Source organism: Gordonia sp. Swx-4, assembly GCF_030316175.1.
Classification (GTDB): domain Bacteria; phylum Actinomycetota; class Actinomycetes; order Mycobacteriales; family Mycobacteriaceae; genus Gordonia; species Gordonia alkanivorans.
The window spans coordinates 3,858,169-3,875,966 of record NZ_CP128197.1 but is presented as its reverse complement, the minus strand read 5'-3'; the positions used below and the strand labels follow the sequence as shown (position 1 = coordinate 3,875,966).

At 70.2% G+C, this 17,798-nt stretch carries 19 protein-coding genes; all 19 read right to left on the bottom strand.

Annotated elements, in window-relative coordinates; translation table 11 throughout:
- Positions 1-108: 108 nt before the first annotated feature.
- Positions 109-306 carry a hypothetical protein gene (locus tag PWF70_RS17770; RefSeq protein WP_286352711.1) on the bottom strand — a complete coding sequence of 66 codons (198 nt, stop codon included), beginning with the start codon at positions 304-306 and terminating at the stop codon, positions 109-111.
- Positions 306-932, bottom strand: a complete 627-nt coding sequence (locus PWF70_RS17765) for a hypothetical protein (RefSeq protein ID WP_119076365.1) — start codon at positions 930-932, stop codon at positions 306-308. The genes PWF70_RS17770 and PWF70_RS17765 overlap by 1 nt, the downstream gene beginning before the upstream one ends.
- 18 nt (positions 933-950) lie before the next feature.
- The gene (locus tag PWF70_RS17760; RefSeq protein WP_286352710.1) at positions 951-1,418 is read right to left on the bottom strand and encodes a single-stranded DNA-binding protein; all 468 of its coding nucleotides are present in this window, start codon (positions 1,416-1,418) and stop codon (positions 951-953) included.
- Positions 1,419-1,501: 83 nt separating this feature from the next.
- Positions 1,502-3,283: a type IV secretory system conjugative DNA transfer family protein gene (locus tag PWF70_RS17755; protein WP_286352709.1), complete on the bottom strand. Its 1,782-nt coding sequence runs from the start codon at positions 3,281-3,283 to the stop codon at positions 1,502-1,504.
- On the bottom strand, positions 3,280-3,849 hold the full coding sequence (locus PWF70_RS17750) for a hypothetical protein (RefSeq protein ID WP_162903864.1): 570 nt from the start codon (positions 3,847-3,849) through the stop codon (positions 3,280-3,282). Before PWF70_RS17750 ends, PWF70_RS17755 begins: the two co-directional genes overlap by 4 nt.
- Positions 3,849-5,336, bottom strand: a complete 1,488-nt coding sequence (locus PWF70_RS17745; protein ID WP_286352708.1) for a putative type IV secretion/conjugal transfer ATPase — start codon at positions 5,334-5,336, stop codon at positions 3,849-3,851. The genes PWF70_RS17750 and PWF70_RS17745 overlap by 1 nt, the downstream gene beginning before the upstream one ends.
- A complete protein-coding gene (locus PWF70_RS17740) occupies positions 5,333-6,199 on the bottom strand; it encodes a hypothetical protein (protein ID WP_286352707.1) in 867 nt (288 codons plus the stop codon). Before PWF70_RS17740 ends, PWF70_RS17745 begins: the two co-directional genes overlap by 4 nt.
- Before the next feature lie 102 nt (positions 6,200-6,301).
- On the bottom strand, positions 6,302-7,765 hold the full coding sequence (locus PWF70_RS17735) for an SCO6880 family protein (protein WP_286352706.1): 1,464 nt from the start codon (positions 7,763-7,765) through the stop codon (positions 6,302-6,304).
- Between the two features lie 7 nt (positions 7,766-7,772).
- Positions 7,773-9,257, bottom strand: a complete 1,485-nt coding sequence (locus tag PWF70_RS17730; RefSeq protein WP_286352705.1) for a conjugal transfer protein TrbL — start codon at positions 9,255-9,257, stop codon at positions 7,773-7,775.
- Between the two features lie 36 nt (positions 9,258-9,293).
- A complete protein-coding gene (locus PWF70_RS17725) occupies positions 9,294-9,605 on the bottom strand; it encodes a DUF6112 family protein (RefSeq protein WP_019158359.1) in 312 nt (103 codons plus the stop codon).
- 121 nt (positions 9,606-9,726) lie between these two features.
- Entirely contained in the window at positions 9,727-9,993 is a 267-nt protein-coding gene (locus tag PWF70_RS17720) for a DUF6112 family protein (RefSeq protein ID WP_286352704.1), read from the bottom strand.
- Positions 9,994-9,998: 5 nt separating this feature from the next.
- Complete coding sequence (locus PWF70_RS17715) at positions 9,999-11,651, bottom strand: M23 family metallopeptidase (protein WP_286352703.1); 1,653 nt, start codon at positions 11,649-11,651, stop codon at positions 9,999-10,001.
- Between the two features lie 10 nt (positions 11,652-11,661).
- Entirely contained in the window at positions 11,662-12,357 is a 696-nt protein-coding gene (locus tag PWF70_RS17710) for a hypothetical protein (protein ID WP_119076147.1), read from the bottom strand.
- A 40-nt stretch (positions 12,358-12,397) separates the two neighbouring features.
- Positions 12,398-13,408 carry a ParB N-terminal domain-containing protein gene (locus tag PWF70_RS17705; protein WP_286352702.1) on the bottom strand — a complete coding sequence of 337 codons (1,011 nt, stop codon included), beginning with the start codon at positions 13,406-13,408 and terminating at the stop codon, positions 12,398-12,400.
- Positions 13,408-14,304, bottom strand: coding sequence for a hypothetical protein (locus tag PWF70_RS17700; protein WP_286352701.1), 897 nt, complete (start codon positions 14,302-14,304; stop codon positions 13,408-13,410). Before PWF70_RS17700 ends, PWF70_RS17705 begins: the two co-directional genes overlap by 1 nt.
- An 87-nt stretch (positions 14,305-14,391) precedes the next feature.
- Positions 14,392-14,811, bottom strand: coding sequence for a hypothetical protein (locus tag PWF70_RS17695; RefSeq protein ID WP_119076115.1), 420 nt, complete (start codon positions 14,809-14,811; stop codon positions 14,392-14,394).
- Positions 14,808-15,605 (bottom strand): DUF2637 domain-containing protein, encoded by a 798-nt coding sequence (locus tag PWF70_RS17690; protein WP_205547911.1) that lies wholly within the window; start codon positions 15,603-15,605, stop codon positions 14,808-14,810. Before PWF70_RS17690 ends, PWF70_RS17695 begins: the two co-directional genes overlap by 4 nt.
- Entirely contained in the window at positions 15,602-16,549 is a 948-nt protein-coding gene (locus PWF70_RS17685) for a bifunctional DNA primase/polymerase (RefSeq protein ID WP_119076111.1), read from the bottom strand. Before PWF70_RS17685 ends, PWF70_RS17690 begins: the two co-directional genes overlap by 4 nt.
- Positions 16,546-17,664: an ArdC-like ssDNA-binding domain-containing protein gene (locus PWF70_RS17680; protein WP_286352700.1), complete on the bottom strand. Its 1,119-nt coding sequence runs from the start codon at positions 17,662-17,664 to the stop codon at positions 16,546-16,548. Before PWF70_RS17680 ends, PWF70_RS17685 begins: the two co-directional genes overlap by 4 nt.
- Positions 17,665-17,798 lie beyond the last annotated feature (134 nt).

Sequence of the window (17,798 nt, the reverse complement as noted above, 5' to 3'; positions counted from 1 at the left end):
CGTCTGGGGCGCCGGATGGCGGTCACGTCAGGATTCGAAAAGAACACCCCCGATAGGGGTTTAGGGTCTGTGCCAGCGACGCCGTGATCGTCGTGTTGGCTTCTGATTCTACCGTCTGGGCGTGAGTAGTTGTCGGAGGTGTTTGCCTGCTTGGGTGGTGGCGTCGTCATCGGATGCTCGCAGGGCGAGGCGGATGAGGACTTCGGCGACCTTCTCGGTGTCGATGTCCTCGCGCCTGTCGAACCGGACCCGGACTGGCCGGTCGGCGCCGACTCGATCAGTCCTGCGCGCATAGGAGCGAACCATCAGCGCTCACCTTGCTCACGTTGCGCACCGGGGCGATGGTCGAGGAGTTCACCGGTGGCGTCGTCGATGGTGGTGAAGAACGCGTCCTCGGCGGTTTGCCGCTGCCTGACCTGCTCTCGGACGAAGTCGATGAACTCATCGTCACGGTCAGTGATCACAACATCCTCCACCGGTGGTGGGGGCGTTTCGCCGGGCCAGGCGGTCTGCCGGGTCGCACGGTCCCGGTCGAGACGGGTGCCGGATGCCGCCACCCAGTCACGCAGCCGCGCCCTGGTGTCGGCGAAGTCGCGGTGCCAGCCGACAGGTGCGGAGCCGTTCTGCTCAGGGTCGTAGGCGCACAGCCAGTGCAGGTGCAGGGCTGATAGTTCCCAGACCAATTCGGGGTGGTGGTGCCAGAACGGGGGGATCACGGCGGCGGGGAGCCCGTAGGTGTGGCGGAGCCAGTCGACCCACCGGTTCAGCTCCAGCCACTCTTGCTCCAGATCGTGGGCGGAGAGCAGGTTCCAGTTCACCGGGTGCGGCGGTCCGCCCAACGACTCGGTGGTCATCTCATCGCCAAAGTCGTCGTCCAGGTCGTCTTCGAGGTCGTTCTCATCGGGCTCGGGGGGTGGAGTGCGGGCGTTCATGATCCTGCTTCTCCCGGTTCAGCGACCCAGCACCGGCGTATCGGCAGCCGGTGAGGCTTGTGGCGGGTCGAACGCTCGGTCCTGCTGCCGGGATACGTTCTCGCGCTCTGCGGTGACACCTGCACGGCGAGGTGTTCGGTCCACGTCGTAGCGGGTCCGCGCGGTGTCGTGGCCGATCTTCTTGGCCACGAACTCCTCGCCCTCGATCTGTTGCCCGTCACGGGTGTAGGAGTACTCGTGCGCGTAGCCTTCGGCGACGAAGTTGTCGCCTTTGGTGAACCGCTCATACGCGCGTTCGGCCGTTGCGCGGTACAGCACGAGATTGCTGAAGCTCGGCTCCAGCTTCGTGAACGCCCCGTCCTCTTCGCGGTGGTAGTTCTCCTGCCCGAACCGGGCATAGAACCGAGCGTCACCGTTCTCCGTGGTGGTGAGTTGCGGATCGGTGGCGATGAATCCAGAGATGGACTGCTGCGTGCGGATAGCCATTGAACCTTCTCCTGACGATCAGTCGCGACCACCAGGGCGTGGTCGCTGTGTCAGGCAGGTGCACACCGCGACCCATGCTCGGATCAGGGCTTTCGGTGCAGCAGCGCTTCGATTTCTGCTCGGTCGGCCTTCAACGTGGAAGCGTCGGAGCGGGACGGCCAAGCCCGTAGATCGGTGACGATGGGTGGGGCGGCCCGGAGGAGGGTGACGCCAGTGCCAAACGGGAGCGTTCTGATCCGGTCAGGCGGCAGGATCGCGACGCGGCGAATGGAGCGTTGGTTGGAGCGGGTGCCGTGGTCGCCGAGGGTGACGGAGTCGGTGTACTCGTCGCGCTCCCCGATGAGTGTGGAGAGGTCTTGGAGGTCGCGGCTGTTGGAGGCACCGCCGAGGATGATCTTGACGATGGAGGCGTCCCAGATCGCGCCGGCGGCGTTGTCGTTCCATTTGTCGCGCGCCTGCGCCAATGACTGCAACACAGGCAGGGTGGTGATGCCGGTGCCGCCGCCCTCAGCCATCAGCGTCGGGAGGCTGGGCAGGGGGGCGAGGTTGCCGATCTCATCCAGGGCAAGCAGCAGGGGCGGGTCGAGGCGTGCGCCGGGTGAGCGGGCGGCGATCCGGCGGGCGGTTTCGATGAGGTCTTCGATGAACGCGGCCACCAGGGCGGCGGATGCGCCGGCGCCGGCGCCGGTGGCCAGCAGGTAGAGGGTGCCGCGGTCGCGGATGAAGGTCTCGGGGTCGAAGCTCTCACCAGGTCCAGGCGAGACAGCGTCCAGGACGCGCGGGTCGGCCAGCGCGCCGAGGGCCAGGGCGACGCCCTGCCAGATCGAATCCCTGGTTTTGGGGTCGGCGTCGATCATCGCTCCGAGGGAGTCCGCCCACCCGGTGGCTGCCTGGGTGTTGTTGGTGAGGATCGCGACGGCTTCGGCGGCGGCGGTGGGGTCGAGGGTCCAGCGAAACAGCTCGGCTGGGGGCCGGTGGTCGAGCGCCGCGGCGTGTAGGAGGGCTTGGAGGGCGGTGCGGGTCTTGCCTTCCCAGAAGCCGCCGGATTCGACCCCGCCGGCGGACAGGCCGGTTGCTGCGGACAGGCCGGTGGCTCGGATCATCGCCGTGAGCGGGTCCTCGCATCCGCGGATGGGTGACCAGCGCATTCCGGCGGGGATGCCTTCGGCGAGGTGTTGGGGGTCGAACACCGCTACCGGCCGACCGCCACGCTGCCGGGCGCGGAGGGTGGCGGTGAGGTTGTCCGGCCGCGTGCTGGTGGTGACCACGGCGCCGGGGGCGTCAAGGATCGTCGGGATGACGATGTGCAGGCCCTTGCCGGAGCGCGGGGGGCCGATGAGCAGGATCGAGTCCTCCACGCTCGCCCACACATCGCGCCCCTTGGACGCGCCGATCCGATACCCGACATCACCGGGTGCGGGTTTATCGAGGGATGGGCGCAGTGTCCCGGCCCGGCGTAGCAGCGCCTTCGCTGAGGCGGTTTGGGTGACTTCATGGGCCGTGGCGGTGCCGGCGAGGCGGCGCGGATCGGTCTCAACCCGGCGGGAGTGGCGGCGCAGCCGCATCCACACCCATGCCCCGGCCGTGACCAGGCCAGCGAGCATCGCCGCGGTGATGATCCAGTACACGGACGAGTTGAGCCCGGTGGCGTCGAGCGCGCCCGCGGGGTCGCCGGGGTTGAACAGCACTCCGAGCCCCGACGCCGGTCCAGCAGTGGGTTGGGGTGTACCGGTGAGGAACGCGGCAACGGACCCGGAAGCGCGCAGGATGAGCGCGATCCCGAACATCCCCACCAGGGCCATGAGAGCGGCGTTGGTCAGCTCGTCACCGAACGCCCCGGCCTGCCGCCCGGATGGGGTGCTCATGACAGCCGCCGCACGTGGATCGTGCCGGAAATGCGGCCGAACAGAATCACCTCGCCGCCGCCATCGGGCAGCAGCAACCGGAGACGACCTCGGTCCAGGAGCGTGCGGGCATGACCGGTGCTGATAGCATCGGTGTGGGAGACGATGACCGCGGCCGCGACGTCCTCGCCGGGCACGAACCCCTCCCCGATCATTTCGACCAGGTCCGGCCCCCGCTTGCTCCTGCTCGTGACCCGTGTTTCCCGTTCGTCCTCGGTCTTCGCTTCGGTGTCGGGCGGTTCGGACCTGTCGCGGCGACGGGCGCGGATGACGTCGGTGAACACGCTCCCGTCGCTTTCGTGCACCTCGATGCGCACCGTGATGGTCCGGTCCCGGGTGAGGGCGTCCAGCAGGGACCCGAAGGTGCTGCGCGTCCATGCTTCGCCTTCAGGTGGTGGGACGTCGGTGCCGTCGAGGGTGACGCCCAGGGCGCCGGTCTCGGTGACGGTGATGACCGCGTGCGGCAGCACAACCGGCGTCTCCTCTGGTTCCGGCCGAGGCGTGCGGCGTGGGGCTTTGCGGGTCATCACTTCACCCCCGAGGTGAGCCGCGAGCTGGTGTCGAACAGTGTCAGCTCGGCGGGATGGAGCTGGTGCTGGGTGACGAAGGCCCGGTCTTTGATCCGCCACAGCCCCTGCCCGACACCCAGGCCCGGGAGGAGCTTCTGCTCGGTGCCGGTCAGGCCAAGAGCCTGGGCGGTGGGGCCGAGCTGGTCGGATTCTTGCCGGTAGACGATCCGAGTCTCGGCGTTCGCGAGGAGGCTGTTGGCGAGGGATCGCATGGCGGAGCCGGCGTCGCCGACGTTGTCCAGGTCGGAGAGTTTGTGGAAGATCAGCATGTTCGCGATCCCGTAATGCCGCGCGAGACGCCAGTGCGCGTCCATCCGCTTCAACAAGGCGGGGTGGGACATCAGCCGCCACGCTTCGTCGTAGATCACCCACCGCTGCCCACCGTTCGGGTCCAGCAGCGCGGACTCCATCCACGCCGACGAGCACGTCATCAACACCGAGATCAATGTGCTGTTCTCGGTGACGCGGGACAGGTCGAGGCTGATCATCGGCAGGCTGGGGTCGAACCGGACCGTGCTGGGGCCGTCGAACAGGCCGGCGAGGTCACCGGCGACCAGGCGGCGCAGGGCATGGCCCACGAGCCGTCCGTCCTCGGCCAATCTGCCGTCGGCGGCCTCGTCCGGGGTGAGGATGCGGTCGACGACCATCGGCAGGATCGGCACGGTGTTTTCTGCGACGACTGCGGTGAGAGCGAGGTCGATCGCGGTGTGCTCCAACGGCGTCAACCCGCGGGCCAGGACGGTCTCGGCCAGAGCGCCGATGAGGTCGCGGCGGCGGGAGGCGACCGTGATGGCCCACTCCCGGTCCGACAGTCCGGTGGGCCGGTGGCCTTCATCGAGGGGGTTGAGGCGTGTGTTCAGGCCGTGGCCGAGGACGATTGCCCGTCCGCCGACCGCGTTGGCGACGGCGGTGTGCTCGCCCTTCGGGTCGCCGGGGACGTAGACGCGCCGTCCGAACGGCAGCGACCGCGTGTAGAGCGATTTCGCCAGCGAGGACTTGCCGGAGCCCACGATGCCGGCGAGGACGACGTTGGGGGCGGTGATGATCCCGCGGGCGTAGAGGACCCAGGGGTCATAGACGAACGAGCCGCCGGAGTAGAGGTCTTGGCCGACGAACACGCCGTCGGCGCCGAGGCCGCCTTCGGCGACGAACGGGTACGCCCCCGCCAACGTCGCGGACGTGTCCTGATGGCGCGGGAGCCGGAACCTGCCGGGTGTGCGCAGCGCCGCCGGGCCGGGCTCACCGGCGGCAGGCAGGTACGTGGTCGCGCGTCGCTCAGTGCGTTCCGCATCGGCCTTCGCTCGCGCGGCAGCCTGCTCGGTACGGTGCTGCTCGGCCCGCAGCGCTGCGGCAGCCCGCCGGCGTCGCTTGCGCAGCCGGCGACGCTCAGCGGCCGGGGCCACCAGGACCGATGCGTGCAGCCGCTCGTTCTCTCGCGCGCTCACAGCGACAGCCCCCGCCCAGCCGACCGTGCGGAGCGGGCCGGCCCGGCGAACCAATCCCGGTCCACAACCGCCGGCCCCTGCTGCGCCCGCGCGGACGCCGGTGTCACCGAGGACCTTGGCGTGCTCGAATCGAGCGGGCCGACGCCGCTGATCGCTTCACGCGCGGGCACCACGCCGGTCTCATCCAGGCCCGGGTCGGACATCGCGGCAGGGTGTGCACGCAGGAGGCTGACGTGGCCCATGAACGGGTTGTACGTGAGGGTGTAGTCACCATCCGTGATCACCCGGTCGAGCTGCCCGGTGGGTGGTTCGTCGTAGACGTACCCGTTCTCCAGGGCCGCGTCGGTGGTCTCGTCCCCGTAGTCCCAGCCGCGCAGGTGCTCGACGGCCGCATCGGCGCCGTCCTGGTCGATCAGGTCGAGCACCTCGTCGGCCTCGGCGCCTTGGAGGAAGACGACGCTGATCCAGCGCCGCGGCGCGTCCGTGGACACTGCCTCCCCGTCGATCTCCTGGGCCGGGGCGTGCCAGGCGACGCGTCCCGAATGGGTCATTGCGGCATTGACGCGCTCCTCGACACCGTCCAGGAGTGTTCCGGCGTGGTGCAGGTCGTCTGCCGCGGCGAGGGCTTCGGCGGCACCGATCACGTGGTCACCGTCATCGTCGTGAGCGCGGTCGCGATGAGTGAGATGCGCGGAGCCGACCTGGTCGAGCACCTGGCGCAGCGATCGGACGCCCGAGAGGAGGTCACCGAGCACGCTGTAGGTGTCGGCGGGGTTGTCGAAGACGCGGCTGGCGTGCGCGAGCCCGCGCAGCGCGTCGGATGCTTCGGCAGCATCCTGGAGTGGGTCGTGATAGGTGGGCATGAGCGGCCTCCTGTGACAAGCGCGAAAGCCCCGGTCATCCGGGGTCGACTCTCAGGTGCACGCGCACCCCCACGGCGCGAGGGTCGGGGTGTACGCGGGGCGTCAGATGCGGCGGCACAGCGGCAGCGCCGCGGCGGTGAACGCAGCGGCCTGCTGTCCCACGAGCAGCCGGGTTTCACAGGAGGCTTGGATCGCGGCCTGCTCGATCGCGGCCACCCCGGCCTCCAGCTCTTCGACGGTGGGTGCGGAGACGCTGATGAGGCCGGTGAACCGCAGCACTCCGTGGCCGGCGGTCAGGTCGGCTTCCTGCTGGAGCACGTCGTGGTACTCGGCGGTCTGGGTGGCGTCTTCGATCTGCCCGATCTTCGCCCGCTGGGCTTGGTCGGAGATGTGCTCGACCTTCTTCTTGCGGATGTCGCGGGCGGCTTGGTCGGAGCGCATTGGGGTGCACAGCAGCGAGAACGAGCGTTGGATGCCGGTGGACAGCAGCACCGGGGACAGGAAGCCGGGGTAGACCATCGAGCGCGGCCACTCGCTGACCCACAGCACCGCGTGGTGGGCGGAGTCGGTGCGCAACCGGGCCCAGGACTCGTTGACGGCCACGGGACCGGCGGTGGCGAGGTGCTGGCCGAGTTCGCCGTGGCGCTCCAGGGTGGCGGCGATGGCCGGGTCGTACGCGCTGCGCAGGATCACCGCGATCTGTCCCGGGCTCAGCCACCCGGAGGGTTTCAGGTCGGCGGAGCGTAGGGCTGCGACCAGGGTGGACATCTCCTGGCGCAGGACGGCGGCGGCCCCGCGGATGCCGCCACCGGCGGTCCTGATCTGACGGGCGGCGGTCTTCGTATCCAGCGACAGGGACAAGGTGGTGGCGTGCCGTTCCCCGGCCGGCCCGGCACGCTCGATCAGTTCGGCGTAGGTGGTCGCGGCCCAGGTGTCGTCGGCGGTGCCGTGGGAGGCCCACCATTCGGCCAGTCCGGTGCCGGAGTCCGGCAGCGTCCGTTCCAGCACTTGCAGGGTGGCGATCCGCCCGGAGCGGCACACCGTGGCCAGCACGCGCCCCCAGGAGGTGACGCGGCGTTCCTGCTCACCCGGGTCCAGGAGCACGAACGCCGGATGGGTCACCTCGCAGACCACGGTGAGGGTCGCAGCGTGGGGGTCGTGGATCATCCCGGCGCCGGTGTCGGGGTCGGTGTACTCCCGCAGCCGGGCCATGTCCCCGGGCAGCGCGAGCGTGCCGACCGGCCGCGGTGCCACGATCCGGCGCCGGTACAGCAGCTGGCCCGCGGTGGAGCGCCACAGCCACCAGCACGCCACCGGCAGCCACTCCACGGCCGGACGCCCAGCGACGGGTACCCAGGTCAGGGCGGCGGCGAGCACCCAGACGGGTGCGGTGTAGGCCAGCAGGATGCCTCCGCCGGCATACAAGGCGCCGACGACGGCGAGGACGCCGGTGGCGAGGGTGATGAGCTGGGATAGGGACAGGCCGAGGAGGATGCCGCGGCGGGTGAGGCGGGAGAACTTGACCGGCACCAGCTGCGTGGTGGACTCCTTCTGCTTCGAGGTCATGGCCCCTTCAGTCCTTCCCGGTCGACTTCGGCGCCGGCGGCGGGGCCGGCTTCTGCGCACGCGGCTCCGGTTGTGCCGAGCCCGGACCCGCCGATGGTGTCTTCGGCTCGACCGGAGGCGGAGCCTTCGTGGCCGGTGGGGACGACGTCGGGGACGCCGCCGGAGGGGGCGTCGCGCCGGTCTGCCCGGCGCTGTCGGCGGCCGTCTCAGCCTGGTTGGCGAGGGCCGTGCCGGCCTTGGGGCCGGCGGTTGCGGCGTCCTTGGCGACCTTCGCCGCGATCACCGCTGCCGCGGCCGGTCCCGCCGCCGCAGCACCCGCACCGGCGCCAGCGCCCGCACTGGCACCGCCGCCTGCTCCTGCGCCGGCTCCAGCGGACCCACCGGCGGAGCTGGCGCCACCAGCGGCACCCGTCGCGCTTCCGGATGCCTGCGGTGTGGAGGTCTTGGCCCGGGGCGGCGCCTTCCCACCGCCCCCAGCGTTCCCCCTGCTGCCGCCGCCGCTTTCGTTACCGCTGTTGTTGGCGCCGTCGAGGACCTTCTTCGGGCCGTCACCGGCCGGTTTCGTCGGGGTGGGGACGGGCCGGTTGAGGGCCTGTTTGGCGTCTTGTTCGGAGCCGATCGCGTGGTACATGTCGAAGCCGATGAAGCTGATGAACTTGTAAGTCAGGTAGGGGGCGAACGCGGCCATCGCCATCAGCACGATCCCGGCGAGGGGGTCGCTGATCGAGGACAGGTCCGCGTCGATCGGTGCCGACACCTGGGTGATGGCGACGAGGAACATCACGACCAGGACGAGCTTGGAACAGATCAGCGCGATGACGAACATCGCCCACTTGCCGATCCACCCCCTGCTGGCGTCCCAGGAGGCGCCGGAGAACGCCAGAGGTGCGAACACGATCGCCACCAGCAACAGTGCCTTGCGCACGAGCAGCGAAAGCCACACGATCGCGGCCGCGGCGATCGCCAGGCCGGCGAGGAAGATAGTGATGATCGCCCCCACCCCGGGCGCGGCGATGTTGATCCCGACCAGGCCGGCGGCGAGGAGGGTGATCTTGTCGCCCATGGACTCGGTGGTTTCTCCGGCGGCCTGGATGATCCCGACACAGAGCTGGTCGACGATCTCCAGCAACAGCGCCGTCAGCGTGATCACCACGAACGAGCCGAGCACAGACTTCGCCAACCCGAGCGCGGCACGGGACAAGGCGGTCGGGTCACGGCGGACCAGGCCGGTGAGCAGCTGGAGGCAGAAGAAGATCAGCATCACGAACACGGCGATGCCGAACAGCAGGTTGTAGACCGCCACGTACTCCGGCCGGGTGACATCGACGAGGGTGGTGGTGTCGAACACGGACCACACGGCCTCGAACAGCCACCCGGCGGCGGCACCCATGGCTTGGGCGAGCCAGTCGAACGGAGCCGCCACCAAGCTCGCGGCGGCTTCGCCGGCGGTGTCGCACACGGTCGAGATGACGGGGATATCGCACACACCCACCGCAATCACTCCTTCAAGGGGTCGGTCAGCGGGTGGTCAGACCTGCTGGCCGACGTCCCAGAAGAAGTTGATCAACGTCACGCTGGCGCCGCAGATCACCGCGGCCCCGCAGCTGACGAGGACGCCGACCTTCCCGCGGCCGGCCAAGTGCGGGTTGGAGGAGTTGGCGCCGAATCCCCACACGATGGCGGAGATGATCAGCGCGAGGACGGACAGGATCAGGCCGATGGTCATCACCGCGCCGACGATGGTGCGCAGTTGGGCGATGCCGGGCAGGCCGTCATCGTTGGGGGTGATGTCGACATCCATCGGCAGAAGCGCCGGCAGAGCGGTGATGAGATCGAACACGGTGAGTCTCCTGACGAGCGAACCCGCCCTTTCCGGGCGGGGAACACGGATGGGTTCGCAGATCAGGTGCGCGACAATCCCCAGGGCGGTCCGCGGCGGCCGTTTCGAGCGTGTGCAGGGATCAGAGTTGCTGGCCGAGTTCGATGAGCCAGTTCATCCACGCCACGCCGGCACCGGCCAGGACCGCGGTGCCGAGGGCGACCAGGACACCGGTGCGGCCCTTGCCGGCTGCGCTGTAGTTGCCGTTCGCGGCAGCGACGGCCCAGATGATGGCGGAGACGATGAGCATCAGGACGGCGGTGATGAGCACGAACGTCAGCAGCGCTCCGATCACCGCACGCAGGTCGCCGATCCCGCCGATTCCGTCGAAGTCGGGGAAGACGTCCATGCCGTTCAGCTCCCTGTCCGGACGGTGATGTGGAGGTGGTCGTAGTGGCCGCCGGTGACGTCGTCGGGGTCGTGCATGCCGCCGCCGGTGTAGTCACGCCACCCCTCGGCGTCGCGGGCGAGGGACCAGATGCGGCCTTGCCAGATCAGGTATTCCACGCCGAGGACCTCGGCGTGGTCTTTCATCCAGTTCGTCACGGCCCAGCCGGCTTCGAGCTGGGCGGGGGTGGGGTGCTGGCCGATGGCGTTGCCGAAGGTGAGGTCACAGGCGCGGCCGAGGGGGTGCTCGGAGCGGGTGCCGGGCCGGGGTGAGTAGCACGCCCAGGACGTGTCGGGGAACGCCGCGATGCCCTGGGTGTAGAGGTGCAGCATCCGGGTGGTGATCTGCCCGCCGGAGATGGGGTCATCCACGAGCGCGTCCGGGTCGCCATCGATCGGGTCAGGGTCACCGCCGGGCGGCGCGGTGGCGGGGTCGCAGCCGGCGGGGGCGCCGGTCTCGGGTTCGGGCAGGTCGGCGGCGTCATGCGCGTTGAGCCAGGCGGCGGGGTCGGTGTGCTCTCCGTCGGTGCCCCCTTGCCGGACTTCGAAGTGCAGGTGCGGGCCGGTGCTGTTGCCGGAGGAGCCGATGTCGCCGATGTGCTGCCCGGCGCTCACCTGGTCGCCGGCGGTGACGTGGATGCCGTGCTCCCACATGTGCGCATACGCGGTCGCCACCGTCTGCCCGGCGATCTGGTGCTCGATGACGACGAGGCCGCCGTAGCCGCCGGAGAACTCCGCGATGGTGACGGTGCCGTCGGCGGCGGCGAGGATCGGCGTGCCGTCCGGGGCGGCGAAGTCGGTGCCGGTGTGAAACGAGTTCTCCCCAGAAATCGGATGGACCCTCGGCCCGTATTCGCTGGTGAGCACCCAGGTGCCTTCGGGTACCGGGAACACCACCCGGGAGGACTCCGCCGTGACCGTCTGCGCTGCTGGCATGGCCGCGTCGCCAGTTGCTGGGCTCGCGCTGGTGGTGAGGGTGGTGAAGATGGTTTCGGCGACGGGCTCGTAGTTGCGGTAGCGGTCGGGGTAGGCGGAGACTTCGACGGCTTGGGCGGCCTCGCCCTTGTCCATCTGTTCCCAGCCGGGGATATCCAGCAGCCCGCGCGGTGAGGGGTAGTTCGGCCCGTCGGGTCCGCCGAAGAACGCCCGCGCCTGGTAGACGGGGTCCATCAGGTCGGCGACGGTGCCCCACCCCGATTGCGGGCGCATCTGGAACAGGCCGAGCGAGTCGTTGTCGGAGCCGTCACCGTCGTTGGGGTAGTTCGCCGACTCCGGATACGCGGAGGTGTTGGACAGCATCCGCAGGGTGGACTCGGTCAGGGCCGCCATTAGCGCGATCACCAGGCCGTCGCTGGTCACTCCGTCGATGCCGGAGCCGGTCGCGATGATGGTGGCCGCGTGCGTCAGCTGGGTGCTGTTCAGGGTGAAGGTCTCACCGTTGGCGGTGGTCACGGTCAACGAGTTGGGGACGTCCCCGATGGTGACGTTCGTGCCGGTCACGGTGCAGGTGGCCGACGCGGCCGGGTTCATCACCAGACCGACGCCGATCAGCCCGAGCGAGGGGCCGAGCAGCACCAGGGCCAGGGCGACGATACCGAGCTTCTTCAACACTGTGGGCACCCCTTGTCGTTCAGCGCAGGGGGTTGTCGAGCTGGGACAGCCGCAGCAGGTGGCAGGTGTCGTAGGTCGGCGCGCAGACGATGAACACGGTGAACGCCACCGGATGCTCGGAGGTGACGGCCTGGTCGTTCCAGAGGCCGGTGCGGTGCCGGGTGCCCTCGATCGTGTACGCGATAGTGCCCTCGGCAAGCTGCCCGGGCTGTGCCTGCGCCACGGCGTCACTCCACGCGTCGGGGACGTAGATGGTGTCGATGGTCAGGTGCTGGGTCGTGGCGTACTGGCGCAGTTCCACCCAGGCCTCCCGGGAGGGGAGGTAAGTGGCGATGTCAGCGGCGAGCCCGGCCTGTTCCGCACCCGACGGGTCACCCACGGCCAGGATCACGGCGGTGTAGTCCAGGGGCATGAACCCGCTGGCGGTATCCCAGCTGAACAGCGCCGAGGCGACATTGCCGGCGAACGTCGCCGGATCAGCTGAGGGCCGTAGCACGGGAAGGCGGGGTGCCTGGGTGGGTACCGGCTCGCTGGGCACGGTGACAACAGGCCCCGGCCCGCTGCTCTCATCGCTGCCGGGCTCGGTGCTGGCGGGTGGTCCGGCCAGCAGGCCGTAGACGCCGACCCCGGCCAGCACGAGGACGGCCACCAGGGCGGCGAGCACCGCGATCATGCGGTGACGGGAGCGAGCATCGGACAGCTCAGGAGTCTTCATGCCCCGTAGGTGCACCCGCGCGCCCATGTGATCGGCATGGTCAGAGGGCGCGGAGGTGGCCGCGGCCTGGCGCCGGGTCATCGCCGCGCTGACGGTTGCGCGCGGCGCGCAGCTGCTCCCCGAATCGGCTAGTGCCGTCCGCAGTGGCGAGGAAGGAGTCGATCTGCTCGTCGGTCAGCTCAGCGGCGAGCTGGTCGAGGTCGTAGTGGGTCCACCAGTCGACCAGTTCGCTCCAGGTAAGCACGAACGCCCGCACCGGATACCGCACCGTCTCACCATCATCCTGACCAGCTGCTGGAGTGGATCGCGGGGTGCGTCTCTGTGGTGTCGTCGCCTTGATGCGGGCCAGCGCGTCGGCGGCGAGCTGGTGCAGGTCCGCGTCGCGGTCACCGCGTGCGGTGTCGGCCTGTTCCCGGATCTCCCGGTAGAGCGGGTCGACGGGGTTGCCGGCGTCGATGCGCTCCAGCGCGGTCGCCGCCTCCTGGCGTAGTTCGTCGGGTTGAGCGGGGTCCTCGGCGATGTGCTGGAGGTAGCTGATCTTGTCCAGCGTCTTGTAGGACGCGCTGCCGGGGATCATCCCGGCAGCCTGCTCGCTGGCCCGCCCTTGGTCGGACGGTGCGGGAAAGTTTCCCGCACCGTCGTCCCCGGGCTGCCGCTGCGCACTGAACCGGGTCGCGGCCTGCCGGCGGGCGGCGTCCTCGGCCATGACCTGCTTCAGTTCCCGGTACAGGGCGGCGGCTTCGAGCTGGGTCAGGGGCTTGTGCAGGACGTTGTCATCCTGCTCGGCGAGGAGGTGGCCGAGGCGGTCGGAGATACCCGAGCGGACCCAGACATTGACGGTCTTCCAACCAAGCTGCCGGATCGCGGCCAACCGGCGAGCCCCGCACACGAGGACGCCGTCGGGGGTGATGGTGATGGGTTGCAGGAGACCGTCGCGGGCGATGGAGGCGGCGAGTGCGTCGATGTCGCCCAACTCGGTGCGGTTCCGGTGGCCGATCTGGATCGAGGCGACCGTGCGCTCCAGCTCGATGGACCCCGCCGGCGCGCTCATCACGCACCACCATGGGTGTCATCGGCGTGGTTCCGACGGCGGCGTGGGGCGGCGAGCGAGATCGAGAGCACGAGGTCGTCGTCGCGCAGCAACACCGGCAGGCTCTCGCCGATCAGCAGGCGCAGCAGCACACCCCGGCCAAGGCCAGTAGCGGTGTAGGCCGGGTGGGGGTGGCCGAGCAGGGCCTTCAACAGCGCGGTCCAGGAGTGGCCGGGGATGTCGAGCAGGGCGCGGGCATGCTTGTCGCGACGCAACGCCTCGTGGGCGGTCTGTCGGGTGCCGGCCCGGGTGAGCGCTCCGCACACGTGCTCGACCGCAGCCCGCGCCGTGTCGGGCGGCCAGTCCAGCAGCGTGAACAGCGCGATCGCGTCGTCGACGGCCGAGCCCGCCGAGGTGCTGGCCCGCGCCGATGCCGGTGTCTCGGGAGCGTCCGGTGCGTCGGCGGCGGGGATGTGGAAAGCGGGGTGGTAGTCGGTCAGCGGAGTCTCGCGGTCGGAGAACCGTTCGGGGTCGTGGAACGCGGAGATGTGGGGGCGGCGGGCTTGATGGACCGAGCACAGCAGTCCTTGGGCGCGTTCTTCGAAGATGCAGGTGATCCGCACCGCGTGCGTGACCACCGCCCACGGATCGTGCGCCTCGCGGGCGGCCCGGGTGTGCATCACGTCGAACGCCGCCGACGCGGCCTCCCACGGGTCCAGCCCATGCTTGCGCGCCAGCGACGCGTACTTCTCCGCGGTGAACGCCATCAGCTCCGCCGCTTGCGCATCGTGCTGCCAGGCGCGCCGGCCGCCGTGGTCGAGCCGGTGCAGCACGGCGCGCAGGCCCTCACCGGTCGTGAAGTCCGCGCGGTCAGCAGCTGCCGCTGGGGCGGTGGTGGGGTGGGTGTTCTCGGTCATGGTCAGGGCACCTCCTGACAAGCAGGTGCACACCCCATCCCCACGCTCCGTTCCTGCTGGCATCCGCATCGCTTGTCACCGCCCTCCTCAGCTCATCCCGACACCGAGCCGGGACGGAGCGACCTGCCCCGAGCTGCCGCGGCCGAACGCCGACAAGGGCGGCAGCCGGCGTGCCCGCTCACCCAGCCGGCGGGCACCAGTGGCGATCGGGGTGCCGGTGCGGCGGGCCAGCTCTACCTCGAAGTCGATACCCCGCCCGGCGAGGGCCGCCCCGTGGCGGGCGATGAGGTCCGTGGGCCGCACCCACTCCACACCCCGCGCCCGCCTCGATTCCGCCGCTGGTGTCTGCCGTTCGGCTCCGCGTCGGTGGGAGGCCCGTGTTGCCCGGACCGCGTCCGGTGCCTCGCTCTTCTCGACAGACTCCGCCGACGTGCGCGCGGAGTCCTGCTCGGGTACCCGCTCGTCGGCGTCGGGCCGCCGGGGATCGTGGTCGTGTTCGGAACTCATGGGGTCGCCTCCTCGACATCGGTGCTGTCGGGAAGGTGCGCCGCGGTGAACCAGCGGCCCACGGTGGAGGGATGCACGCCGAGTTCTCGCGCGATCTTCTTGTTCGACCACCCCTGCCCGCGCAGCTCCGCTGCTCGGGCACGCCGATCGGTAAGGACCGCCCGGGGGTCGACCGACGGTTCGGCGCTCTCGTGCGCCGATGCCGGGTCGATCGCTTCCGGCGTTGGCGCCGGCAACGTGACGACCGTTTGAGCCTCTGCTGACTGCTCCGCTCCCAACTCCGGCGCCGGCACCCCGCCCCACCCGGCTTCATTGATGGACGCGGACGTGTCACTGGCCACGGTGTCGTCGTGGGACACGGATGCGTCGGTGTTCCGTTGGGGTCGGGTGAGGATGACGGTCAGGTGGGTGATCGCCAGCAGCACCACCGGCGGCACCGCGGCGACGGCCGCGGCCAGCACCCCGGGGACATCGGCATCCGCGGCGACGACGGCGTGGAGGGCGTTGGCGGTCACGGAGACGGCAGCGCCGCCGATCAGCAGCGCCCACGGGTACCACGCCGACCGCTGACCGGCCAGGGCGACGACGGCGACGGTGGCGACGACGATGATGCCGTCGACGATCAGCGGCCACGCCCACGCCTGCGAGCCGCCAACGCCGGAGCGAGCGGCGAGATCGGCCAGCGCTGTGAACGACAGCCAGAACGCGCCGGCGGCGATGAACACCGTCCCGGCCACGGCGGTGACCACCGCCCAGTGCCGGCTCCTCCGCCCCGTGCCGGCATGGACGGTCATGACAGCCCCCGCACCGGAGGGGAGGGCCGCACGGTCGCCTCCCGACTGAACCAACTATCCGTTGCCGGCGACAAGCCGCCCTGGACCTGTGAGGAGGTCTGGGGGCGGGGTTGGACGGTGCAGTAGGCGGAGCGGACGGTCGCGGTGATCTCTCGCTCACCCAGTCCCGCCTCCGTGGCTGCGGCCGCGAGCACCTCCAGCGCTTCCGGCGCCGGCATGTTGTTCTCGGCGAGGCGGCAGGCGGCCCAGAACAGGCCTCGGTTGCGTTCTCCTTCGCCGCGGCCGGCGACCCACGCCGCCAGGCGCGACACATCCGCTGACCGTTCCACCTCCCGGCCCGACCTGCCGGAGGACGTGGGACGGCGATCGAGGAACTCCCGCAGACGGTCGGCATCGAGCACCGACGTCGCCCCGCTGTTGATCCGCCGCACCCGGTAGCCGGCGCTCGTACCGGCGGTGGACACGGTCGAGGGTGGGACGACGATGTACCCGCCGTCACCACGGAAGTCGATCCCGGCGCGCGCGGCTTGCCACGACCGCTGTTCCCGGTCTGGGGTGGCCGGGTAGTAGGCGTGCATCCCAGCCGAGGGCGTCGCCACGAGAAGCTGCCACCCCGACACCAGCCCCGTCCTGTGGGCGCGCTCGAACGCCCGGTAGCCGTCGACGGGCCCGTGCACGTCGACATCGACCACCACCACCCCGGACGCCGCGCCGGTGGGCACGGCGAGGTTCGCTTCCGGATGCTTGTGCCACCACGCTGTGATCTGTTCGAGGTCGGTGTTGGCGTCGTGGAAACCATGCGTCGTCAGGGGACGCTTGCCGCCGGGCAGGCACGGGAACACCGGCACCCCGGCGGCGGCCAGTTCCCGTGCCACGACCGAGACCGGCCGCGGGTCGGCGGCGTGTCTGAGCACGCTGGCGACCGCGTCTACCGCGGCCGTCACAATGCCCTCGCCGGTGTTGTCGCGGACGCGGTGACCGTCCGGGTCTCGGGCTCGGGCAGCGGCGTCACCTGGCGCGATGCCGGGACCTCGTGGGTCGGCTGAGTGCGGGAGGTCTCCTCGCGCTGTGGTGCGTCGCGGTCCAGGCCGGGCGGGGCGCCGTCGGTCACCTGTGCGGTGTCGAGCCGTTCCAGGATCGACAGTGCCGTCTTGCGGACCCGCTCCCCGGTGGCCTTGACAATCTCGCCGGGCTCTTTGCCATCCACCCGCGCGGCCCACGTGGACACGTACGGGATCGTGTACCCGGAGGTGTCCATGCCGTGGGCGGCGCCGATCATCAGCGCGACCGACTCCGTCTCGACCTCCCCGATGCCACGATGCTGACGCGCCTCGTCGTTGTCGGGGCCGTGCAGCAGGACGTGACCCAGTTCGTGGGCGAGCGTCTTCACCTGCGCGGCAGGGTCCATGTTCTCCCGGATCGCCACCGTCTTCGCGGTGTAATCGGTGACCCCGTTGGCGCCGTGGATCATGCCCTCGTGCGGCACCCGCAGCACCGCAAACCCCTGCGCGCGCACGTGATCGGCCAACCCGTCCCACAGACCGGTGGGAGCTTCACCCTCCAACAGCGTCGGCGCCGGCGGCTCCGGGATCGGCTCCCCGGAGGTCTGGGAGGCATCCCACACGTAGGCAGGCTTGGCGGTGATCATCTTCGACCGGACCACCTCGCCCGGCCGCGGCTTCTCACCCTTGCCCAGGCGCCGCCACGACTCCGCATCCGCTGGATTCGAGGAGGCGAACCGGCCGGTGACCGGGGCCAGAATCTGGTACCCGGACTGCCCTTTCTCGACCTGCCGCCCCAGAGTCTGCCACTGCCGGTACCCGGCCACATACGACGGCATCGGCTCCGGTACCCGGCCCGCCTCGAAGGCCGCTTGGTGCTGCGCCCAGATCAGCAGCGTGTTCGAGAACGATCTGGCCCTGAACCGTGCCGCGAACGCGAGCGCCCGCGCCCAGTCCTCCCCGGACACGAGCTGGTCGACCGCACCGGTCAGCCGTTCGTGCAGCTCGTCGAGCTTCGCCTCGCGGGCCGCCTGAGCGTTCTCCCGTGTCGTGGCCATCGTCGCCGTCTCCTCCCGCTACCCTGGTCACCGGGCCGAACAGGCTCGGTGACCATCAGGTACGCCGGGACCACCAGCACGGATGAGACGGACAACGACGGGGTGGCCGTCAGGCGCAGCGGTGAACCCGACAA

Coding starts and splice junctions, on each gene's coding strand:
- PWF70_RS17770 (WP_286352711.1), bottom strand. CDS start 306: ATGGTTCGCTCCTATGCGCGCAGGACTGATCGAGTCGGCGCCGACCGG.
- PWF70_RS17765 (WP_119076365.1), bottom strand. CDS start 932: ATGAACGCCCGCACTCCACCCCCCGAGCCCGATGAGAACGACCTCGAA.
- PWF70_RS17760 (WP_286352710.1), bottom strand. CDS start 1,418: ATGGCTATCCGCACGCAGCAGTCCATCTCTGGATTCATCGCCACCGAT.
- PWF70_RS17755 (WP_286352709.1), bottom strand. CDS start 3,283: ATGAGCACCCCATCCGGGCGGCAGGCCGGGGCGTTCGGTGACGAGCTG.
- PWF70_RS17750 (WP_162903864.1), bottom strand. CDS start 3,849: ATGACCCGCAAAGCCCCACGCCGCACGCCTCGGCCGGAACCAGAGGAG.
- PWF70_RS17740 (WP_286352707.1), bottom strand. CDS start 6,199: ATGCCCACCTATCACGACCCACTCCAGGATGCTGCCGAAGCATCCGAC.
- PWF70_RS17735 (WP_286352706.1), bottom strand. CDS start 7,765: ATGACCTCGAAGCAGAAGGAGTCCACCACGCAGCTGGTGCCGGTCAAG.
- PWF70_RS17720 (WP_286352704.1), bottom strand. CDS start 9,993: ATGGACGTCTTCCCCGACTTCGACGGAATCGGCGGGATCGGCGACCTG.
- PWF70_RS17710 (WP_119076147.1), bottom strand. CDS start 12,357: ATGAAGACTCCTGAGCTGTCCGATGCTCGCTCCCGTCACCGCATGATC.
- PWF70_RS17705 (WP_286352702.1), bottom strand. CDS start 13,408: ATGAGCGCGCCGGCGGGGTCCATCGAGCTGGAGCGCACGGTCGCCTCG.
- PWF70_RS17700 (WP_286352701.1), bottom strand. CDS start 14,304: ATGACCGAGAACACCCACCCCACCACCGCCCCAGCGGCAGCTGCTGAC.
- PWF70_RS17695 (WP_119076115.1), bottom strand. CDS start 14,811: ATGAGTTCCGAACACGACCACGATCCCCGGCGGCCCGACGCCGACGAG.
- PWF70_RS17690 (WP_205547911.1), bottom strand. CDS start 15,605: ATGACCGTCCATGCCGGCACGGGGCGGAGGAGCCGGCACTGGGCGGTG.
- PWF70_RS17680 (WP_286352700.1), bottom strand. CDS start 17,664: ATGGCCACGACACGGGAGAACGCTCAGGCGGCCCGCGAGGCGAAGCTC.